Source organism: Flavobacterium sp. (assembly GCF_035299245.1).
GTDB lineage: Bacteria > Bacteroidota > Bacteroidia > Flavobacteriales > Flavobacteriaceae > Flavobacterium.
On sequence record NZ_DATGWY010000012.1, the window covers coordinates 1 to 21,821 of the forward strand.

Below are 21,821 nucleotides of genomic sequence, written 5' to 3' on the forward strand. Positions count from 1 at the left end.
ATACGTTCTATCAAAAGCATAGTTGGTCAATTGAGTCAATTGGAATACACGTAAGTTTCTATCAATAGTTTGCACTTGATTGGTAGTCATGTCTGTTACTCTGAATCGGTAACCTTGAGCTCCAGCTACTAAATTAGCAAAGATCTGTTGGTTGATTGAAGACAATGTTGAACCACATTGAGCCGTTTGAACAACTGAAATGATTGGTGTACAACCTTCGTCGATGGTTCCATCACAGTTGTTATCGATTCCGTCGTAACATACTTCAGTCGCATTTGGATTAACGGCTGCGTTAGCGTCGTTGCAATCACCTGTAAGAGCGACTCCACAAGCAACTTGAACCGCTGTACCATAACCGTCTCCATCGCCATCAAAATATTGAATTTGATTATCATTACAATCGGTATTATTGGTTACACCACAAGCCGCTTGAGTAGTTGAACCAAATCCATCACCATCAGTATCTAAATATTGAATTTGATTATCATCACAATCTGTATTGTTAGTTACACCACAAGCAACTTGAGTCGTTGAACCGAATCCATCACCATCAGCATCAGCATATTGAATTTGACTGTCATCGCAATCAGTATTATTAGTTACACCACAAGCTACCTGAGTAGTTGAACCGAATCCATCGCCATCTGTATCTAAATATTGAATTTGATTGTCATCACAATCGGAATTATTGGTCACTCCACAAGCCACTTGAGTAGTTGAACCGAATCCATCACCATCAACATCGGCATATTGAATTTGATTATCATTACAATCTGTGTTGTTAGCTACACCACAAGCTACTTGAGTTGTCGAACCAAATCCGTCGCCGTCAGCATCTAAATATTGAATTTGATTGTCATTGCAATCGGAATTATTGGTCACTCCACTTGGAGCTAAGGTTGTTGAACCAAATCCATCGCCATCAGTATCCAAATAGGTCAACAAATTGTCGTTTGTATCTGAATTATTCGGCACACCACAAGCTACTTGAGTAGTAGTTCCAAATCCGTCGCCATCAACATCGGCATATTGAATTTGATTATCATTACAATCGGTATTATCATTTACATAACCAGCAACCGGAACGCAAGATGTAGTTGTAACGGCAGCATTACCAAACCCATCGCCATCCGCATCTTGATAATAGGTGTTCAATGGTTGAATGGTAACTGTAACAGGTAAGCGAGTTGTGCTTTCACAGGTTCCAATTGTTTGAGAAGCATAATAAGTAACTCCATTTACTAAAGACAACGAAGTTGATAGCGGACTTCCTAAAGAAGCGTTTGCATACCATTGAATAGCAGTTCCTGTAGCAGTTAAATTTGAAACTGTAGCTGCATTACAAAATGATTGTGAAGAACTACCTGTTGGAGCAGGAACCACACCAACTATAGAATATGACACACTTGCTCCATTATTAGAAAGAACAGGATCCAATTGATTGGATTGAACTATAGAAGCGTACGCTGATAAACTACCCGAAGCATTGGCAATTCCGTTTATGGTTAACGTTCTTGAACCAGATGCCGGAACTGAACCCACAGTCCAATAACCCGAAGTTGGATTGTAAGTGCCTCCAGAAGCAGTATGCGAAGAATAGGTAAAACCTGCAGGTAAGCTTGCTGTTGCGATTACTCCAGAAGCCGCAGTAGCAGTTGCATTGGTGATTGTAATGGTAATTGTATTACTCGTTCCTAAACAAGCTGTTGAAATATTGGACGTTATTCCGATACCCAAATTGGCTTGTGTTACTGGCGCTGCTCCAAAAACCAAAACACGGTTCATTTCTCTACCTGCAACATACAATCGGCCGTATAGGTCGAAAGAAGCATTGTAAATACTGAACATATTATTGTTGGTTGGTGATCCTGATGGATAAAAAGCAGTTGATGAGGTAAAATTTGGTTGACCTAACACCACATTGGCTGCAGCACCATTTGAAGTTGGAATTGAATTGTAAATAAGTACTCTGCTATTTCCGAATTCACCAATAGCAACTTTGCCAGATGGAGAAACCGTAACACCAATTGGTGCATTTAAAGTAGAAGCAGTAGTTCCAGAACCATTAGTTCCCATAATCGTTTGACCTATTACAACATCAGCTGCGGCACCGTTTGTGGTTGGAATTGAATTCCAAATCAATACTCTATTATTGGCTGAATCGGCAACCAAAAGCTTACCATCAGGTGAAACGCAGACACCCCAAGGATTTACCATACTAGTGGCTGAACTTCCACCGCCAGGTGAAGTAAAAATGGTTTGACCTACAACCACATCGGCAGGTTTGTTATTAGTGGTTGGAATACTGTTCCAAATTAATATTCTATGATTTCCTCTATCGGCAATTAACAATCGACCATCACTACTCACAAAAGCACCCGTTGGTCCATTCATCGCTGAAGCAGAAACACTACCAAACGAAGAAGTAAAATTAGATTGACCTAATACTACATCGGCATTCTGACCATTTACTGTCGGAATTGTATTCCAAATCAATACTCGATTATTACTAAAGTCAGTCACGATTAATTTGTTGCCATCGGGCGAAAAAGCGACTCCGTTTGAGTTACTAACATTCACTTGATTGGCTCCCGTATTGGTACAATCAGTAAAATTAGTTTTCCCAACCACAACAGAAGCATTAGCTCCATTGGCACTTGGCGTAGGATTCCATAATTTAACCCGACCACCGGTTTGTTCGCTCACCGCCAAAACACCTTTAGAACTTATGGCAGTATACGATGGCGCGTAAAGTCCGCTTTGAGTACAATTGGCTACGTTGGCCGTAAAATTCGCTTGACCTACCACTAAATTTGCGGCTTGCGAATTAGTAAAGTTAATTTGTGCCGTCAAACACGAACTAAATACAAGAGCAAAAAACAACATCATTCTCATCATCAACACATTGTTGTTTATGGATAAATCTCTTGCAGAAACCGTTCCCTCAACCAGAGAAACGCTTGTTGGATTAATGTCTTTAACGATGGTACATCGAAAAAAAGACGAATTAAAGTTGTGGATACTCCACTTCAAAAAGTTAAAATTCTTCATAATTAAGAGGGTTTAATATTGAATTACAAAATTGGGTACTATTAAAAAGCTAAAAATCCCTACAAATGGGTATTTTTAAATTAGTTGACTAATTTTCAATACGGTAGAAATATCCGACTAAAGTATAACCTCAATTTTTCCTTTTCAATTACATTTCCTTTCATCAGTCAATAAATACGATTAAACTCACAATCTCATTTGTTTTTTAAGAAAGTTAAAATCAAAAGCCTTGTTCAAAGTCATCTTAATTTCGTCATAACCATTCAAAGCAAATCTTTTTAAAAGCTTATATTTGCACCACAAACAAACAAATCAATGAAAGATCTATTAAAAAAATTCGAAAATAAACAACCCGAAATCGTATTCAACTGGAAAGACAGTGAAACCGAGGCTGAAGGTTGGACTGTAATCAACTCACTTCGTGGCGGCGCAGCTGGTGGTGGCACTCGTATGAGAAAAGGTCTCGACATGAACGAAGTTTTATCATTAGCCAAAACCATGGAAGTAAAATTCTCGGTTTCCGGACCAGCTATTGGCGGAGCGAAATCGGGAATCAACTTCGACCCCAACGACCCAAGAAAAAAAGGTGTTTTACAACGTTGGTATAAAGCAGTTTCTCCGTTGTTAAAAAGCTATTACGGAACAGGTGGCGATTTGAATGTAGACGAAATTCACGAAGTGATTCCGTTTACCGAAGAATGTGGCGTTTGGCATCCGCAAGAAGGTGTTTTCAACGGTCATTTTAAACCCACTGAAGCCGACAAAATCAACCGAATTGGTCAATTACGTCAAGGTGTGATAAAGGTAATTGAAAACCCAAAATTCTCTCCTGATGTTTTGCGAAAATATACTGTTGCCGATATGATTACGGGTTATGGTGTTGCCGAAGCGGTTCGTCATTACTACAACACTTACGGAGGCAATTTTGAAGGCAAAAAAGCCATAGTTCAAGGATTTGGAAACGTGGGTTCTGCTGCTGCTTTTTACTTGGCAGAAATGGGCGTGAAAGTCATCGGGATTATCGATCGTGATGGAGGTGTAATTAATGAAAACGGATTTACTTTTGAAGAAATCAGACGTTTATTTTTAAACAAAGACGGCAACAAATTAGTCGCCGAAAACATGATTCCGTTTGCCGAAATCAACGAAAAAATATGGACCATTGGTGCTGACATTTTTGCACCATGTGCTGCCTCTCGATTAGTAACTAAAGACCAATTGGACAACATGATCAACTCTGGTTTGGAAGTAATTTCGTGTGGCGCGAACGTTCCGTTTGCTGATAAAGAAATTTTCTTCGGACCAATCATGGAAGAAACCGATAGTAAAATTAGTTTGATACCCGATTTTATTTCGAATTGCGGAATGGCTCGTGTTTTTGCTTATTTTATGGAAAAGAAAGTTCAAATGACCGATGAAGCTATTTTTTACGACACATCGGAAACCATCAAAAAAGCCATCGAAAAGGCTCATAATTTGAATGCCAACAAAAAGAACATCAGCGCAACAGCCTTTGAAATTGCGCTCAAACAATTAGTATAAGTGAAAGTCACACGATTATTTAAAGCTTTTTTTGAAAGTGAAAAAGCAGGCGGATTGGTTTTACTGATTTGTACTGTCGTCTCGCTTGTTCTGGCGAATTCTTCTTTCTCTGAAAGCTATTTATCGTTGTGGCATTATCAAATTGGAAAACACAGCGCCGAACATTGGATTAATGATGGGTTGATGGCAATTTTCTTCCTTTTAATTGGTCTGGAACTAGAAAGAGAAGTCTACATAGGCGAATTATCCAAAATAAAAGATGCAGTTTTGCCGCTTTCGGGTGCTTTGGGCGGAATGCTAATTCCAGCATTGATTTATTTCCTATTCAACTTTGGAACTGAAACTCAATCTGGAATCGGAATACCCATGGCAACTGACATTGCATTTGCCATCGGAATTTTATCCTTGTTAGGAAATAGAGTCCCCGTTTCACTCAAAATTTTCTTGACGGCTTTGGCAGTTATTGACGATTTAGGCGCGATTTTATTAATTGCAATTTTCTACACCAAAACACTTTATTTCACCAATTTATTCATCTCAATGGCGATTTTCGGAGTGTTGTTAATTATGAATCGAATGAAGGTCACCAATTTACTTTTGTATTTAATTGGTGGTGTTTTTATGTGGTATTTTATGCTGCATTCGGGTGTTCATGCTACCATAACCGGAGTTCTTTTGGCCTTTGCTATTCCGTTTCAAAATGGTAAACCGAATACTATTTCCTATCAACTACAGCATTGGTTGCACAACCCAGTTGCTTTTATAATCATTCCTTTATTTGCCTTGAGCAATACTGCGATAGTAATTGGAAGTAATTGGACGAACAATTTCACCCAACCGTATTCGTTAGGCATCATTTTTGGATTGGGATTAGGAAAACCCATAGGGATTTTGATATTTTGTTTTTTGGCAGTCAAGCTGAAACTAACATCGTTGCCCGATGACATGAATTGGAATTCGTTATTAGGAATTGGGTTTTTAGGTGGAATCGGATTTACCATGTCCATTTTCATCACTTTAATTGCTTTTGAAGATAAAGACTTAATTAATAATGCCAAGTTTATGATACTAGTAGCATCATTAGTTTCGGGTATAATTGGGTTTATTTGGTTGAAGAAAAGCATCAACAATAAGGGTAAAACGCTGCCGGAATAACAATTTTTAGTATATTTCGGCGTTAGAAACATAAAACACAGTGTTATGAGTTTAAAATCATCTCCTTCTTTCAAAAACAAGCCATCGGTCAGTTCGATTGATGATTTGGATTCTTCTGCTGAAGAAAAAAGAAAATCCATACTAATTGCTATTGGGATTTACGCTGCATTACTAGTGGTTTTATTTTTCATTCGTTTTTGGCCTCCTTCCGATGCCGAATTAGCTGCACTTGCTGGTGGCGGTGGCGGTGGCGGAGTTGAAGTCAATTTTGGAAACACCGATTTTGGTTCGGGAGATAATTACAAAAGTGACGTTTTGGATGTGAAAGATGCTAGTAAGGTTACAACCAAATCGGCCGCTGCTGAAGAAGAAGACATTATTTCGGAGGATAGCGACGCTGATAAAACCGATGCTGTCATCCCCAAAAACGATAAACCAAAAGATCCGAAACCCGTTGTAAAAACCCCAACACCTGTGGTAACCAAACCTAAGGTAAACAATAACGCTAACGATGCTTTGGCCAACATTATCAAAGGTCCGAAAAAAGGCGGTGACGGAAATAGCGGTTCACAAGGGAATCAAGGTTCGGCTAATGGAAACATTAACTCAAGCGGCTACGGAAATGGCGGTTCAGGTGGTGGAACTGGTGGCGGAACTGGAACTGGAAACGGTACAGGAATTGGTCCGGGTTCAGGCTCTGGAACTGGCGGTGGAAACGGAAGTGGTAATGGTTTAGGAAACGGCGCAGGTTATGCATTATCAGGACGAAAAGCCTTAACAAAACCATCACCCAATTATAATTGCAACGAAGAAGGTGTTGTTGTTGTACAAATTACTGTAGATAAAAACGGGAACGTTATCGATGCAAAACCAGGTGCAAGAGGAACAACCAATTCGGCTACGTGTTTAACATCACAAGCGCGTATTGCTGCAATGAACACTAAATGGAGTGCGAGTCCAACTGGAGCTGAAAAGCAAGTAGGAACTATTCGCTATAATTTTAGTTTGAAGGATTAAATGGGTTTTACTCTTTTTTTTAATCCGAATTTTTAGTCAAAAATCTATTAACAAGAGATAATTTTATAAAATAAAAAACTCCTTAATTTCTTAAGGAGTTTTTTTGTGGGCGATTGCCTGTTCCGAAGCAATCGGAAAGAGCTTGTCCCGAAGTAATCGGGAGGTTCAAACCCATGACCACTTCCGGTGCAATCGGAATACTCTGAACCAGTTGAGCTCAACTTTATTAGAAATTAACTTTTGAATTTTTATTCTGCTTTTCCATGATTTTATTTGAAGCTCTCTTTTGAGCGCTTCTTCTTTAGAAAAATAATTTTCAGTATAAACGACTTCCCAATCGTTTGTATTTCCTGTAAAACCTTTGCTTTTCTGATTGTGCCTGATGATTCGTTATTAAAGATTTGAAGTAAATCCGATATAGAAATGGTTTTTAGTTGAACTAAAGAGTACATAAACAATAAATTCCATGGCTTCGAAGTATTATAAAATAAAAAAACTCCAACATTTCTGTTGAAGTTTTTTGTGGGCGATTGCCTGTTCCGAAGCAATCGGAAAGGGTTCGAACCCCCGACCACTTCCGATGCAATCGGAATGCTCAGAACCAGTTGAGCTAATCTTTTTTAGAAATTAACTCTTGAATTTTTATTCTGCTTTTCCACGATTTTATTTGAAGCTCTCTTTTGAGCGCTTCTTCTTTGGAAGAATAATTTTCAGTATAAACGACTTTCCAATCATTTGTATTTCCTGTAAAACCTTTACTTTTCTGATTGTGCCTGATGATTCGCTCTTCGAGATTAGAGGTAAATCCTATATAGAAACGATTTTTAGTTGAACTAAAGAGTACATAAACAATAAATTCCATGGCTTCGAAGTATTATAAAATAAAAAAACTCCAACATTTCTGTTGAAGTTTTTTGTGGGCGATGAGGGGTTCGAACCCCCGACCCCCTCGGTGTAAACGAGGTGCTCTGAACCAGCTGAGCTAATCGCCCGATTAGTGCTTGATTGCGAGTGCAAATATAGAACTCTTTTTTATATCTGCAAACATAAATTAAAAAAAATTACAAAATTTCTGCTACTACAAAAGTACTTCCTCCTACGTAAATAAAGTCATTTGGAGATGCTTTTTCCAACGCTGCTTGATAAGCATTTGAAACAGAATCATATACTTTTCCTTTGAGTTCAAATTTTAAAGCGGCATTTTTTAAAATTGCAGCATCTAAACCACGCGGAATTTCGGGCTTGCAAAAGTAATAATTTGCATTTTTTGGAAATAAAGGCAAAATTTCGTCCAAATCTTTGTCATTTACTACACCTAAAACGATGTGCAAATCATCAAATTTTTCTTTTTGAATTTGATTCAGTACAATTTTTAATCCGTGAGAGTTGTGAGCGGTATCGCAAATGGCTTTTGGTGTATCATTAATTTGCTGCCATCTTCCGAGTAACCCCGTATTTTTGATTACATTTAAAAATCCATCCTCAATGTTTTCATCAGAAATGACATACTTTTTCTGAGATTGAATCACTTTTAAAGTTTGAAGAACCGTCTTTTTATTCTGCTGTTGATAATCGCCTAATAAAACAGTTTTGGGAGTTTCAGTAATTAAATCTGATGCAAAATAAATTGATGAATGCGTTTCTTGTGTTTTATTTTCAAAAACTGTTCGGGTTTCAGAAGTATATTCTCCAATTACCACTGGAACTTTTGGCTTAATGATTCCCGCTTTTTCAAAAGCAATTGCTTCCAAAGTAGTTCCAAGAAACTGAGTATGATCTAGACCAATATTGGTGATAACGGAAACTTCGGGAGTGATAATATTGGTTGAATCCAGTCGCCCGCCCATCCCAACTTCAATAATATTGATGTCTGTTTTTTCTTTTCTGAAATAATCAAAGGCCAAACCAACGGTCATTTCAAAAAAACTCAGTTGATGCTCTTCAAAAAAAAGTTTATTTTTTGCTACAAAATCGATTATGAATTGTTCCGAAATTTCTTCTCCATTAATTTTAATTCGTTCCCTAAAATCTTTCAGATGAGGTGACGTGTACAAGCCAACTTTATATCCAGCTTCTTGAAATACTGACGCCAACAGATGAGAAGTAGAACCTTTTCCATTAGTTCCAGCTACATGAATGCATTTTAAATTGATTTCAGGATTTCCTAAATGCTTGGCTAACAAGACAGTGTTGGTCAAATCTTTTTTATACGCAGATGCGCCTTGTGTTTGGTACATAGGTAATTGTTGGAACAACCACTGTTGGGTTTCGGAATAGTTCATTACTTTCTTAATAAAAAAATTCTAAAACAAAATAATTTCCCAAAATTGTAGTTTATTATTGTAGTAGAATTTACCTTTAATGCAAATTTGAGATTATTTTTAAAACTAAATCAAAAAAAACAGTTTATATGATTAACTTTTTTCTTCAAGTCCAAAATGATTCCATTACACAAGCCACAGGTGCTTTAGTTCAAGGTGCAGTAACCACCGAAGAAATCTCTGTTTTAGAGTTCATCTTAAAAGGAGGATTTTTCCTTATTCCGATTGCTTTGTTATTGTTTTATACTTTTTACATCATCGCTGAACGTTACATGTACATTAATAAAAGAGCCGTGATTGATCCGAATTTGATTCGTGACATTCGCGATAATCTCAATGCCGGAAATTTAGATGCTGCGGTTTCAATTACTGAACGCAACGGAACGGCTTCGGGTTATGTGCTTCGTGAAGGAATTTTAACCATCGGTCGACCAATTGCTGAAATTGAATCCAATATGGAACGCGCAGCCAACATTGAAGTAGGAGAAATGGAGAAAAAATTAGGTCAATTGGGTTTGATTGCCGGTATTGCACCAACGCTTGGTTTCATCGGAACCATTTCTGGGGTAATCAAAATTTTCTACAGCATTTCACAAACCGAAGACATTAGTATAGGAAACATATCTGGAGGTTTATACGAAAAAATGATCAGTTCTGGAGCCGGATTGGTTGTAGGTATCATCGCCTATTCTGCCTATCACTTATTCAACGGAAAAATTGATAGTTTCGCTCTAGGCATTCAAAAACAAGTACTCGATTTTGTTAATATAATTCAACGTCCAAATGGTAAAACGAAATAAACGATTTCACGCCGAAGTAGCCACTTCATCGCTGAGTGATATTATGTTTTTCTTGCTTTTGTTTTTCCTAATCATATCAACATTAGCAAACCCAAACGTAATCAGAATGACGCTACCCAAATCGAAAACCAATGAGAAAACCAACAAACAACTCATTAGTTTATCTGTAACCGAAGACAAACGCTTTTACTTGGATAAAAAAGAAGTTTCTTTTGATCAATTGGAAGCCGAATTATTAGCGCAAATGGGCGATGCCAAAGACCAAACGGTTGTAGTGCGAATTCCATTCAATCTTCAGGTGCAAGATTTGGTAGATGTGCTGCAAATTGGAGTGAAAAACAAATTGAAGTTTGTCATCGCCACGAGCAATTCGAAGTAAGTTTTTAATTTTTAGGAGCACAAATAAAGCGTTCTATAGAAGTATCGTCCTGCTTTCCGCTCTATCTCCGATTGGCAAAAAACTACGGGATAAATCCCTTGTTTTTGTCCATCGGAGGATCCGCTACACACGAGCGAAGCGAACTGGCGAAGCAATCAGGGCTAATTATGACTTTTCATAGTTCAAATAAAACGTATTCTTTTGATTGAAAAGAACTTATACTTTCACAACGATTTCCTTAAAATCAATCGATTTTCATTTTCAATTTGTTCTTTCTTGTTTTCCAAAATCATATTGGCAAGAATAATTCCCATGGCTTTGAAATCGGTAGAGATCGTAGTGATTCCGTTTTCAACCACTTTTTTTAATGGAGTTTCATTATACGATATGATTCCGAAGTCATTACCCAACTGCAACAACTGTTTTTTTGATTGTTCGATTACTTTTACTAAATCGCGATCATCCGGAATGACATACACTTCACCATGCTCAATTTCTCGATTAGAAAACTCAGTGATAATTTCAAACGGAATTTGAAAATCAACACAAAATTTCTCAAAGCCAATTTTCATTCCCAATGGCTCACGAAAACCTGGAAAAATCAGCACCATTTTTTGATACTTCTCCAACAATGGTTTGGCTTCAACTAACGCATTGTACATGTCTTTTATAAAATTCTGATGTACAGAAGGATAGTCTTTCAACTCTGAATTCGTTTGATCCAAAACATACACATCTTGTTTAGGCAATGTCTTAATGATGGATGCAGCACTGACCAAATTGGTTGGCATGATTATGTATTTCGAATAATTCCCGTTGCTTTCATTGATTAATTTTTTAAACATCTCAATATTGAAATGATGAAAGAAAATATCAATCTGTGCCTTGTTGTTCATCGCCTCTAAAAATGACGTGTAAATATCTTCTTTGAAACTATTCAACTCATCAAATAAGAGAAAAAACCGTTGCTCAAAACTGAACTCAACACTTTTTACATAATAGCCTTTTCCGAGTATCGCATAAATGATTCCTCGTTTTTTCAACTCATCATAGGCCAACAAAACCGTATCTCTTGATATGGAGAACTCCAAACTGACCTTATTCACCGATGGTAATTTATCACCACGCTTGAGTCGTTGCTCAGCTATAGCAACCTCAACCGAAAGCACAATTTGTTTGTATTTAGGCAATGCCGAATTATAGTCGATACTTATTATTTTCATCGAATAGAAATTAACTGGTGGCAAGATACGACAAAACTGGTAGGTACTGGTATGGTTTAAAAAACTATTTTTATATTTTTGGTATCAGATTGATAAAAATTGTATGCAAAATATTCATTTTTCACATTTAAAAGAGAGTAAAACTATCAAATCATTCGGGTTACTTCCCAATGGAAATGAAGTCTTTTGTTTTACATTAACCAATTCTAACGGAGTTGAACTCAATGTTTTGAATTACGGTGCCACCATTCAATCATTAAAAATTCCTCTTTCAAATGCAACCAAAATTGATGTTGTTCTCGGATTTGAAACAGCTGAAGAGTATGCCAATTCATTTCGACTACCTAGCGCGCCTTATCTTGGTGCAATTGTCGGTCGGTATGCTGGGCGAATCAACAATGCAACTTTTGTTTTAAATAAAAAAGAGATTCATCTGACTAAAAACCACAATCAACATCATTTACACGGAGGATTTTCGGGCTTTAGCACAGCACTTTGGGAAGTAAAGTTGATTACCAAAAATTCGATTACACTGCAACACATCAGTAACGAAAATGAAGAAAATTATCCTGGAAAGTTAACAACTCAAGTTTGCTACACTCTTTCCGAAAACAATGAATTGAAAGTGGAAATGTCAGCCTCTTCAACCCAAGACACCATCATCAACCTAACTCAACACAGTTATTTTAATTTAGACGGGCAATCTGAAGATGTTTTACAACAAGAACTATCCATTGCTTCATCTGAAATTCTAGAAACTACTTCAGAAAACATTCCAACTGGAAATTTCCTATCTTTAAACCAGCATCCTTTTGATTTTTCATCTTCAAAACCATGTCCGAATAGCATTGATACCACATTCGTTTTGAATCAAAAATCAAAACCTAATGCAACGTTAATCAGCCGAAAAAATAATTTAAAAATGTCGGTCTATACCAATCAACCCGCCATTCATGTGTATGTCGGCGGAAATTGTTTCAACACAATAAAAGGAAAAGAAGGCGCCAATTATCACATCACAAGTGGAATTTGTTTTGAAGCACAAAATTTTCCTGACGCTCCCAATCACAAGCATTTCCCTAACTCAATTCTGAAAAAAGGAAAAGAATACAGCCATAAAACCATTTTTGCATTCGAACTTTTATAATTAAAAATCATGAAAAAAATTGCTTTTATCTTATTATCAACTTTGATTATTTCGTGTTCGTCTGACAACAACTCAGAAACACAACAACCTACTCCTGAAGACGAATTCATTCGTGGAGCTGACATGTCGTATTTACCATTGATTGAAAGCGAAGGCACTATTTACAAAAACAATGGTGTGGCTCAAGACCCAATAATCACTTTAAAAAATGCTGGTTGTAATGCGATTCGAATGCGTCTTTGGCAAAACCCTTCTGATGGACATTGCGGACTTACCGAAGTAAAAGCATTTGCGCTTCGGGTAAAACAAGCCGGACTCAAAGTATGGCTTACCGTTCATTATTCGGATACTTGGGCTGATCCCGGAACACAAACCAAACCAGTTGCTTGGCAAAGTATGGATTTTACTACTTTAAAAAATACTGTTTCAAGCTACACCACACAAATAATGACCGAAATTCAGCCCGACATTTTCCAAATCGGAAACGAAACCAACGATGGAATGCTTTGGCCTGAAGGAAAATTATCTGTAAATGAAAGTCAGTATTTACAATTGGTTGCCAGCGCGAGTTCAGCTATCAGAAGCCAATCAACTTCAACTAAAATCATGCTGCATCATGCAGGTTTGACTGGTGCCGATTACTATTTCAACAAAGTTCAAAACATCGATTACGATTACATCGGTCTTTCCTATTACCCAATTTGGCACGGAAAAAGTCTTTCGACACTCCAAAATACCATGAATTCTTTGGGACAAACTCACAACAAAAAAGTAATCATTGCTGAAACTGCCTATCCATTTACTTTTGGTTATAACGACTACACGAATAACATCATTGGCCTACCTGAACAATTAATTCCTGCTTTTAGCGCAACCAATTCGGGACAAACTGGTTTCTTATCAGCCATAAAAAATGGAGTTGCACAAAGCACTCACGGAATCGGATTTTGCTATTGGGGTTCGGAATGGGTTGCTTTTAGAGGTCCAACGGCCACTAATGGTTCGCCTTGGGAAAATCAGGCGCTTTGGGACTTTAACAACAATGCACTTCCTGTTTTAAGTGTTTTTAATCCGAACTAATCATGAGAAAACTACCCTTTTATACTCTCTTATTTTTGAGTTTACTGATGTTGAATAATTCATTATCATTCGCTCAAAAAAAACAAAAAGAAATTCCTTTTGCCAAAGGTGCTGATGTAGGTTGGCTACCGCAAATGGAAGCCACTGGTTACAAATTTTACGATTCTGATGGCAATGAAAAAGACTGTTTGCAATTGCTAAAAGACCGAGGAATGAATAGCATTCGTTTGCGTGTTTTTGTTAATCCAAATGATGACAAAGCAAGCGGACATTGCAGCAAAGAAGAAACCATCACTATGGCATTGCGCGCTCAAAAAATGGGAATGCGAGTGATGATCGACTTTCATTACAGCGATTCGTGGGCCGATCCTTCTAAACAAAACAAACCTGCTGCTTGGGTAAACCATACGTTTCATGAATTATTAGACGATGTATACAAACACACTTTTGATGTAATAAGCAGCTTAAAAAAAGCAGGTGTAACTCCGGAATGGGTACAAATTGGGAATGAAATTCCGGGTGGAATGCTTTGGCCAGATGGAAGTACTAACAATTGGGTTCAACTCGGTCAACTTTTGAATAAAGGTTATGATGCAGTGAAAAAAGTAGATCAAAAAATCAAAGTAATAGTGCACGTTGATGAAGGCAATAACAACGCCAAATTTCGCACTTTCTTTGACAATGCAACTGCTCAAAAAGTACGTTATGATGTCATCGGATTATCTTATTATCCGTATTGGATTAAAAAAGATTACTCTGAAACCATTGCTGATTTGCAATTCAACCTCAACGATATGGCTTCGCGTTATGGAAAAGAAGTAATGATTGTAGAAGTGGGTGGTGAAGACGATAAAATTCAAAATACCTACGAACTACTTTCAGCTACCATCAAAGCGGTAAAAAACGTCCCAAACAATAAAGGTATTGGCGTTTTGTATTGGGAACCGCAAGGCGCCAGAAGCTGGAGTCATTATGCACTCAGCGCATGGCTTCCCGACGGAAAACCTTCACCTGCTTTGGATGCTTTTAAAGAATAATAGTATAACATTATGAATAAAAACTACATACCACTACTATTTCTGATTTCAACTTTCTTTTGGAACATTGTTACTACGAATGCACAAGAAAAAATAAGCCTTGACGAAGATTGGAAATTTCATTTCGGACATGCGTCTGATGCTGAAAAAGACTTTGATTACAGTAAGATTTCGTTATTTCACAAATCGAATGTTTTTGCTACAACTGTTGTCAATCCGAAATTTATTGACACAACTTGGACAAACATAAATGTTCCACACGATTGGGCTGTAGAACTTCCTTTTAAGAATTCGCCATTATTTGAATTGGAAGCTCACGGTTATAAAACTGTAGGTGGTTTGTATCCTGAAACCAGTATTGGTTGGTACCGAAAACATTTCACAGTTGATAAAAAGGATGATGGTAAACGTTTCGAAATCCAATTTGACGGAATTTACAGAAATGCTACCATTTGGGTGAATGGATTTTACGTCGGAACTAATTTTAGTGGTTATATCGGAAAATCATACGATATTACTGATTATATGAATTTCGAAGGCGAAAATGTAATTGTTGTTCGTGTGGATGCTACTCAAAACGAAGGTTGGTTTTACGAAGGCGCCGGAATTTACCGACACGTTTGGCTCAATATAACCAACAAGACGTTCATTCCTGAAGACGGAATTTTTGTACATTCAGAAGTAAATGGTAAAAACGCAACTGTAACTATTGAAACCACTGTTCAAAATAACAACCTCAAAAACAGTAATTGTTCGACGTATTCGTTCATCACCGATAGAAATGGAAAAGTTCTGGCCAAAACTTCAGAGCAGAAACTTTCATTAGGCATCAACAAAAACACAACGATTAAGCATAAATTAAACCTGAACAATGTTCGCCTTTGGTCGTTGGACGATCCGTATTTGTATCGAGTAGTTTCGGTAGTAAAATTGGGAAATGAAATTGTACACCAAACCAAAACCCGCTTTGGAGTACGAACCATCCGATTTGATGCTCAAGAAGGATTTTTTCTCAATGGAAAACATCTTAAAATTCAAGGAACCAACAATCACCAAGATCACGCTGGTTTAGGAAGCGCACTACCCGATTATATGCAATACTATCGCATCAAATTACTCAAAAAAATGGGTTCCAATTCCTATAGAGCCAGTCACAATGCTCCGACTCCCGAACTTTTGGAAGCTTGCGATAGTTTGGGAATGTTAGTGTTAGACGAACAACGATTACTCAATAGCAGTCCGGAATATACCGATCAATTCAAGCGTTTGATTTTGCGCGACCGCAATCATCCTTCGGTGTTTTTATGGTCAATTGGTAACGAAGAACAAAACATTCAAGGTAATGAATACGGCAAACGAATTGCACAATCATTGCTTGCCATTCAAAATGATTTAGATCCAACACGAACCAGCACGTATGCTGCCGATATGGGAAATGATTTTAAAGGTGTGAATGAAGTAATTCCGATTCGCGGATTTAATTACCGACAATTTGCTGTAGCCGATTACCATCGAGATCATCCGAATCAACCATTATTAGGGACCGAAATGGGAAGTACCGTTACTACACGCGGAATTTACGAAAAAGACGAAATCAGAGCCTACGTTCCCGATCAAGATATTTCACATCCTTGGTGGGCAAGTAAAGCCGAAGATTGGTGGAAATTAGCCGCTGAAAACAAGTATTGGCTGGGCGGATTTGTTTGGACTGGATTTGATTACCGCGGCGAACCAACTCCGTATAAATGGCCAAATATCAGTTCGCATTTCGGAATTCTAGACGTTTGTGGTTTCCCGAAAAACATTTACTATTACTATCAAAGTTGGTGGACTGACGAAGACGTGTTGCACATTTCTCCGCATTGGAATTGGTCCGAAAAAATCGGAAAACCAATAGATGTTTGGGTGAATTCAAATGCCGATGAAGTAGAACTTTTCTTAAACGGAAAAAGTCAAGGTAAAAAAACGATGCCTCGAAACAGTCATTTAAAATGGAATGTGAATTACGAACCCGGAACTTTAGAAGCCATTGGCTATAAAAAAGGACGAAAAATCACCTCAAAAATAGAAACAACCGGACGCGCTTTCAATGTGGAAATGATCCCCGACAAGACCACATTGACCGCCGACGGAAAAGATGCAACTGTCATCAACATTTCGATTACAGATGAGCAAGGACGCGAAGTTCCTGTTGCCGATAATTTGGTCAAATTTTACATTACAGGCGATGCTAAAATAATTGGAGTCGGCAATGGCGATCCAAGTTCACACGAACCCGATAAATGTCGAGATGGTGCTTGGCAACGCAGTGCTTTCAATGGAAAATGCCAAGTAATTATTCAAGCTGGAAAAAATATTGGTTCAGCAAAATTGGAGGCCAAAGCTAATGGTTTAGAATCGGATAGTGTTCAACTCAACCTTGTCAAACAATAGTTCTATCATTAAATGAAGAAAAAATTAATTCGCGATACCAAAACTCATTTTGAACAATTGTTTCAAAAAGAACCCGAATACATTTTCCTATCACCCGGAAGAATCAATATTATTGGTGAACATGTCGATTATAACGATGGTTTTGTGTTGCCAGCCGCCATCAACAAATACATCTGTTTTGCCATTTCACCAAGCAAAAATTCAGAATGTGCTATAATTGCCAAAGATTTAAGTGAAGTAGCCAAATTTGATTTGAACGACACCATCAAACCGGTTGAAACCATGTGGTTGAACTATATTCTTGGCGTTCTTAGTCAGTTGAAAGACAAAAAACTTCCCTTAAAAGGATTCAATTTAGTGTTCAGTAGTTCGATTCCTATGGGTTCGGGTTTGTCGTCTTCTGCGGCTTTAGAATGCGGAATGGCGTATGCTCTCAATAAAATGTACCATTTGGATTTGACCAAAGAAGAAATTGCTTTAATTGGTCAAAAATCGGAACATACTTTTGTAGGTGTAAATTGCGGAATCATGGATCAATTTGCCTCGGTTTTTGGCAAAAAAGACAAGGTAATTCAGTTGGATTGCAATACGTTGGAGCACAAATACTACCGAGCTGATTTTAAAAATTATTCCTTACTTTTATTGGACAGCAATGTAAAACACACCCATTTAACTTCGGGTTACAACGACCGAAGAAATGAAGTAGAATTGGGATTGTCGATCATCAAAAAACAGTTTCCTGAAGTAAAAACGTTCAGAGATTGCACCGAAGATATGGTGGTTCAACTGAAAGAACATTTAGGAGAAACGGTCTACAAACGTTGCCATTTTGTTGTGAATGAAATTCAACGTGTACACGATGCCGTTACCGCTTTGCAAGATTCAAATTTCAAGCAATTGGGAAAATTAATGTCGCTTACCCACAAAGGTTTATCCGAAGAATACGAAGTAAGTTGTGAAGAAATTGACTTTTTGATACACACGGTACAATTTGAAAAGTCGGTTTTGGGTGCACGAATGATGGGTGGCGGATTTGGTGGTTGTTCGATTAATTTAGTCGAAAAAGGAAGCGAAAAAGAACTCATAGAACGCGTATCTCGCTTGTACAAAAATAAATTCAACATCGAACTAAAAGCCTACAAAGTAAAAATTTCAAAAGGAACATCAGAGTATAAAAAATCCTAACAGGTTTTTGAAACCTGTCAGGTTTAATGTAAAAGTAAAAATGAACGAATTCAATAACAACGAACACCCGCACCGCCGCTACAATCCGTTGCTCGATGAATGGATTTTGGTTTCGCCTCATCGCGCCAAACGTCCTTGGCAAGGTCAGAACGAAAAAGCAGCCGATGATAACCGTCCAGAACACGATCCCGAATGTTATTTATGTGCAGGAAATGTACGTGCTAACGGAATTCAAAACGACAATTACACCGATTGTTATGTGTTTGAAAATGATTTTTCTGCCTTATTGAAAGACGATGTTTTCTACGAAAGCGAGCGAAATACGTTGTTCCAACTCAAACCCGAACGCGGCATTAATAAAGTCATTTGTTTTTCGCCCAAACACAACCTGACGTTACCCGAAATGGAAACTTCTGAAATTGAAAAAGTGGTACACACTTGGGCCGAACAATACCTCGAATTGGGCAACCACGATTTCATCAACTACGTTCAGATTTTTGAAAATAAAGGAAGTGTTATGGGTTGCAGTAATCCGCATCCACACGGTCAAATTTGGGCGCAATCATCGCTGCCAACTCAAATTGAGCGAACGCAGAAAAACCTTCGTTTGTACTATGAAAAAAATAAAACAAGTTTACTAAAAGACTATCTAGAACAAGAGCTAGAACTTCAAGAACGAATTGTTTTAGAAAACGAACATTTTGCAGTAGTTGTTCCTTTTTGGGCTACTTGGCCGTATGAAACGATGATCATTAGCAAACGTCATTTTGGAAACATCATCGCAATGACTTCGGAAGAAACCAATGCGTTTGCCGATGCCATCAAACGAATCACAACAAAGTATGACAACTTATTTGAAACGTCATTCCCGTATTCATCGGGAATCCATCAAACACCAACCGATCGAATTGCGCATCCTGAATGGCATTTCCACATGCATTTTTATCCACCATTGTTGCGCAGCGCTACAGTGAAAAAATTCATGGTAGGTTACGAAATGCTGGGTGAAGCCCAACGCGACTTATCGCCTGAACAAGCAGCCAAAATCCTCAGAGAATTACCTGAGGTTCATTATAAAACAAAAAACTAACCTTATGCAAACATTAGCCACCAACGATTACATTGTGTTCCTTTTGTATTTTATCATTATTGTAGGATACGGATTTTGGATTTACAATCGAAAAAAGAAAGCCGAAACCAATAGTAATGATTATTTCTTGGCCGAAGGTTCACTGACATGGTGGGCAATAGGCGCTTCGTTGATTGCTAGTAACATTAGTGCCGAACAATTCATCGGGATGAGCGGCAGCGGATTCAAAATGGGATTGGCGATTGCTACCTATGAATGGATGGCGGCAGCGACTTTAGTGATTGTTGCGGTATTTTTTATGCCAGTATATCTGAAGAACAAAATCTTTACGATGCCACAGTATTTGAACAAACGATACAACAGTACTGTTGCCATGATTATGGCGGTTTTTTGGCTAAAATTATACGTATTTGTAAATCTAACTTCTATATTGTATTTGGGTGCTTTGGCTATCAGTAGTATTTCGGGATTGAATATTACATTGTGTATGATTTTCTTGGCATTTTTTGCGGTGATGATTACGTTGGGCGGAATGAAAGTGATTGGTTATACCGATGTAATTCAGGTGTTCTTTTTGATTTTAGGCGGACTGGTAACAACCTATTTAGCATTGAATTTAGTAGCGACCGAATTTGGTCAAGAAGGTGTTCTCAACGGTTTTAATTTAATGCGAGAGAAAGCCGACGATCATTTCCATATGATTTTTAACAAATCGAATCCGAATTATATGGATTTACCTGGACTTTCGGTCTTGATTGGTGGAATGTTAATCATCAATTTGAATTATTGGGGTTGCAATCAGTACATTACACAAAGAGCATTGGGAGCCGATTTAAAGACGGCGCGAAGCGGAATCTTATTCGCCGCTTTCTTAAAATTATTAATGCCTGTGATTGTTGTTTTACCCGGAATTGCAGCTTTTGTTTTGTATCAAAACGGGCATTTTCAAACTGAAATGTTGCAAGATGGCAGTGTGAACCCAGATCGCGCCTATCCTATTCTGTTGAATTTACTTCCTGTAGGTCTAAAAGGATTATCGTTTGCTGCGTTGACTGCGGCGATTGTAGCTTCATTGGCAGGAAAAGCGAATAGTATTGCAACCATTTTCACATTAGACATTTATAAAACTAAATTGAATGTAGACGCAAATGAGAAAAAATTGGTTCGAATTGGAAAACTCACCATCATCACCGCGATGATTATTGCAGTAGCGGTTGCTCCATTCTTAGGCATCGATAAAAAAGGCGGATTTCAATACATACAAGAATACACAGGTTTTGTGAGTCCGGGTGTTTTTGCCATGTTCTTATTAGGTTTCTTCTGGAAAAAAACGACTTCCAATGCAGCATTGTTTGCCACTATTGGCGGTTTTATTTTATCCATTATTTTCAAATTCATGCCCGCTTTTGTCAATTTAGAATTTCTAAATCCAATAGGATTTTCGATTCCGAATGCTGATGGAGTTTACGAAATTCCGTTTATTGACCGTATGGGATTTGTATTCCTGATTTGTGTCATCGGAATGTACTTTATCAGCGTGTATGAAACCAAAAAAGGAGTTCAAACCAACGGATTGGAAGTAGACAAAACCATGTTTAAAATGTCTCCCAGCTTTACCGTTGGTATGCTTATAATCCTTTCTATTTTGGCTGCTTTGTATACGATTTTCTGGTAAAAAAAGAATGATTATCTATTTTGAGTCAGCGAATCATCCTCGTCGTACGCATTCATTATACCCACTAAAGAAACCAAATTATCGATATTAAGTTTATCGTAGATTCGTTTTTTAAAGGTACTAATGGTTGTTTTTTGAAGTTGTTTCATGGTAGATATTTCTAAATTACCATACCCTTTCACCATTAATCGAGCCACTTCAATTTCTCTATTGGATAATTGATCTAGAGGATTGATGGATTTGTTGGACATGTAGTTATCCAAAATCTTATCTTTAATTTTGGGACTAATGTACTTTCCTTCATCTAAAAAAGTGTGAATGGCTTCGCGCATCTCATTTTCGGAACACAACTTATTGAGGTAACCATTGGCGCCACTGTTTATATAACGCAAAGCATAAATCTCTTCATCCATACCTGAAAAGATAAGGATTTTGATGTTTTTGTTCTGACTCTTAATCTGGCTGATAATGGCCGAACTATTTCCGTCAGGAAAACCAATATCAAGAATCAAAAAATCAATATTAGTTTTATGTAATATGGCCAGTGTTTCTTTAAATGTGGACGAATGAAAAATATTAACTTCGTGGATGATTTCCTTAATCATCAAAACCAACCCGTGTCGTACTATACTGTGATCATCAGCTAGTAAAACCGAGATTCTTTCTTCTTTATACATAACTTTAAT

The 21,821-nt window shown here is 37.6% G+C and carries 18 protein-coding genes and 2 tRNA genes; 12 read left to right on the top strand and 8 right to left on the bottom strand.

What is annotated here, in order from left to right:
- The coding region (locus VK161_RS08520; RefSeq protein ID WP_324214350.1) for a MopE-related protein at positions 1-3,051 on the bottom strand (3,051 nt) is incomplete at its 3' end.
- A 315-nt stretch (positions 3,052-3,366) separates the two neighbouring features.
- Here VK161_RS08520 and VK161_RS08525 point away from each other — a divergent pair.
- From VK161_RS08525 to VK161_RS08535, 3 genes are read left to right on the top strand one after another with little or no spacing between them, the layout of a single operon-like run.
- A complete protein-coding gene (locus VK161_RS08525; protein ID WP_324214351.1) occupies positions 3,367-4,593 on the top strand; it encodes a Glu/Leu/Phe/Val dehydrogenase dimerization domain-containing protein in 1,227 nt (408 codons plus the stop codon).
- Positions 4,594-5,748 (top strand): Na+/H+ antiporter NhaA, encoded by a 1,155-nt coding sequence (gene nhaA / locus VK161_RS08530; RefSeq protein WP_324214352.1) that lies wholly within the window; start codon positions 4,594-4,596, stop codon positions 5,746-5,748.
- Positions 5,749-5,793: 45 nt separating this feature from the next.
- Positions 5,794-6,765, top strand: a complete 972-nt coding sequence (locus VK161_RS08535; protein WP_324214353.1) for an energy transducer TonB — start codon at positions 5,794-5,796, stop codon at positions 6,763-6,765.
- Between the two features lie 165 nt (positions 6,766-6,930).
- Here the strand turns inward: VK161_RS08535 and VK161_RS15390 are convergent, their stop codons facing one another.
- The 5 genes from VK161_RS15390 to VK161_RS08555 form a co-directional block, all read right to left on the bottom strand.
- Positions 6,931-7,152, bottom strand: coding sequence for a GIY-YIG nuclease family protein (locus VK161_RS15390; protein ID WP_414655421.1), 222 nt, complete (start codon positions 7,150-7,152; stop codon positions 6,931-6,933).
- A 164-nt stretch (positions 7,153-7,316) separates the two neighbouring features.
- Positions 7,317-7,377, bottom strand: a tRNA-Ala gene (locus VK161_RS08540).
- Positions 7,376-7,627, bottom strand: a complete 252-nt coding sequence (locus VK161_RS08545) for a GIY-YIG nuclease family protein (protein ID WP_324214354.1) — start codon at positions 7,625-7,627, stop codon at positions 7,376-7,378. The genes VK161_RS08540 and VK161_RS08545 overlap by 2 nt, the downstream gene beginning before the upstream one ends.
- A 55-nt stretch (positions 7,628-7,682) precedes the next feature.
- Positions 7,683-7,757 (bottom strand) — tRNA-Val (locus tag VK161_RS08550).
- 69 nt (positions 7,758-7,826) lie between these two features.
- Positions 7,827-9,047: a folylpolyglutamate synthase/dihydrofolate synthase family protein gene (locus VK161_RS08555; RefSeq protein WP_324214355.1), complete on the bottom strand. Its 1,221-nt coding sequence runs from the start codon at positions 9,045-9,047 to the stop codon at positions 7,827-7,829.
- 128 nt (positions 9,048-9,175) lie between these two features.
- Between VK161_RS08555 and VK161_RS08560 the strand changes: the two genes are divergently transcribed.
- Positions 9,176-9,886, top strand: a complete 711-nt coding sequence (locus VK161_RS08560; RefSeq protein ID WP_414655420.1) for a MotA/TolQ/ExbB proton channel family protein — start codon at positions 9,176-9,178, stop codon at positions 9,884-9,886.
- Positions 9,870-10,265, top strand: coding sequence for a biopolymer transporter ExbD (locus VK161_RS08565; RefSeq protein ID WP_324214356.1), 396 nt, complete (start codon positions 9,870-9,872; stop codon positions 10,263-10,265). Before VK161_RS08560 ends, VK161_RS08565 begins: the two co-directional genes overlap by 17 nt.
- Before the next feature lie 224 nt (positions 10,266-10,489).
- Here VK161_RS08565 and VK161_RS08570 read toward each other — a convergent pair whose 3' ends face one another.
- Entirely contained in the window at positions 10,490-11,488 is a 999-nt protein-coding gene (locus VK161_RS08570; protein ID WP_324214357.1) for a GntR family transcriptional regulator, read from the bottom strand.
- Between the two features lie 103 nt (positions 11,489-11,591).
- Between VK161_RS08570 and VK161_RS08575 the strand changes: the two genes are divergently transcribed.
- The 7 genes from VK161_RS08575 to VK161_RS08605 are packed head-to-tail and all read left to right on the top strand — an operon-like array spanning position 11,592 to position 21,135.
- Positions 11,592-12,635: an aldose epimerase family protein gene (locus VK161_RS08575; protein WP_324214358.1), complete on the top strand. Its 1,044-nt coding sequence runs from the start codon at positions 11,592-11,594 to the stop codon at positions 12,633-12,635.
- 9 nt (positions 12,636-12,644) lie between these two features.
- Positions 12,645-13,715 (top strand): glycoside hydrolase family 53 protein, encoded by a 1,071-nt coding sequence (locus VK161_RS08580; RefSeq protein ID WP_324214359.1) that lies wholly within the window; start codon positions 12,645-12,647, stop codon positions 13,713-13,715.
- A 2-nt stretch (positions 13,716-13,717) separates the two neighbouring features.
- On the top strand, positions 13,718-14,752 hold the full coding sequence (locus VK161_RS08585; protein WP_324214360.1) for a glycoside hydrolase family 53 protein: 1,035 nt from the start codon (positions 13,718-13,720) through the stop codon (positions 14,750-14,752).
- A 12-nt stretch (positions 14,753-14,764) separates the two neighbouring features.
- Positions 14,765-17,185: a beta-galactosidase GalA gene (galA, locus tag VK161_RS08590; RefSeq protein ID WP_324214361.1), complete on the top strand. Its 2,421-nt coding sequence runs from the start codon at positions 14,765-14,767 to the stop codon at positions 17,183-17,185.
- Positions 17,186-17,197: 12 nt separating this feature from the next.
- Positions 17,198-18,370 carry a galactokinase gene (gene galK / locus VK161_RS08595; RefSeq protein WP_324214362.1) on the top strand — a complete coding sequence of 391 codons (1,173 nt, stop codon included), beginning with the start codon at positions 17,198-17,200 and terminating at the stop codon, positions 18,368-18,370.
- Positions 18,371-18,410: 40 nt separating this feature from the next.
- The gene (locus VK161_RS08600) at positions 18,411-19,460 is read left to right on the top strand and encodes a UDP-glucose--hexose-1-phosphate uridylyltransferase (RefSeq protein WP_324214363.1); all 1,050 of its coding nucleotides are present in this window, start codon (positions 18,411-18,413) and stop codon (positions 19,458-19,460) included.
- Positions 19,461-19,464: 4 nt separating this feature from the next.
- Positions 19,465-21,135 (top strand): sodium/sugar symporter, encoded by a 1,671-nt coding sequence (locus tag VK161_RS08605; RefSeq protein ID WP_324214364.1) that lies wholly within the window; start codon positions 19,465-19,467, stop codon positions 21,133-21,135.
- Between the two features lie 11 nt (positions 21,136-21,146).
- On the opposite strand, the gene VK161_RS08610 is transcribed toward VK161_RS08605, so the two are convergent.
- A complete protein-coding gene (locus VK161_RS08610) occupies positions 21,147-21,812 on the bottom strand; it encodes a response regulator transcription factor (protein WP_324214365.1) in 666 nt (221 codons plus the stop codon).
- Positions 21,813-21,821 lie beyond the last annotated feature (9 nt).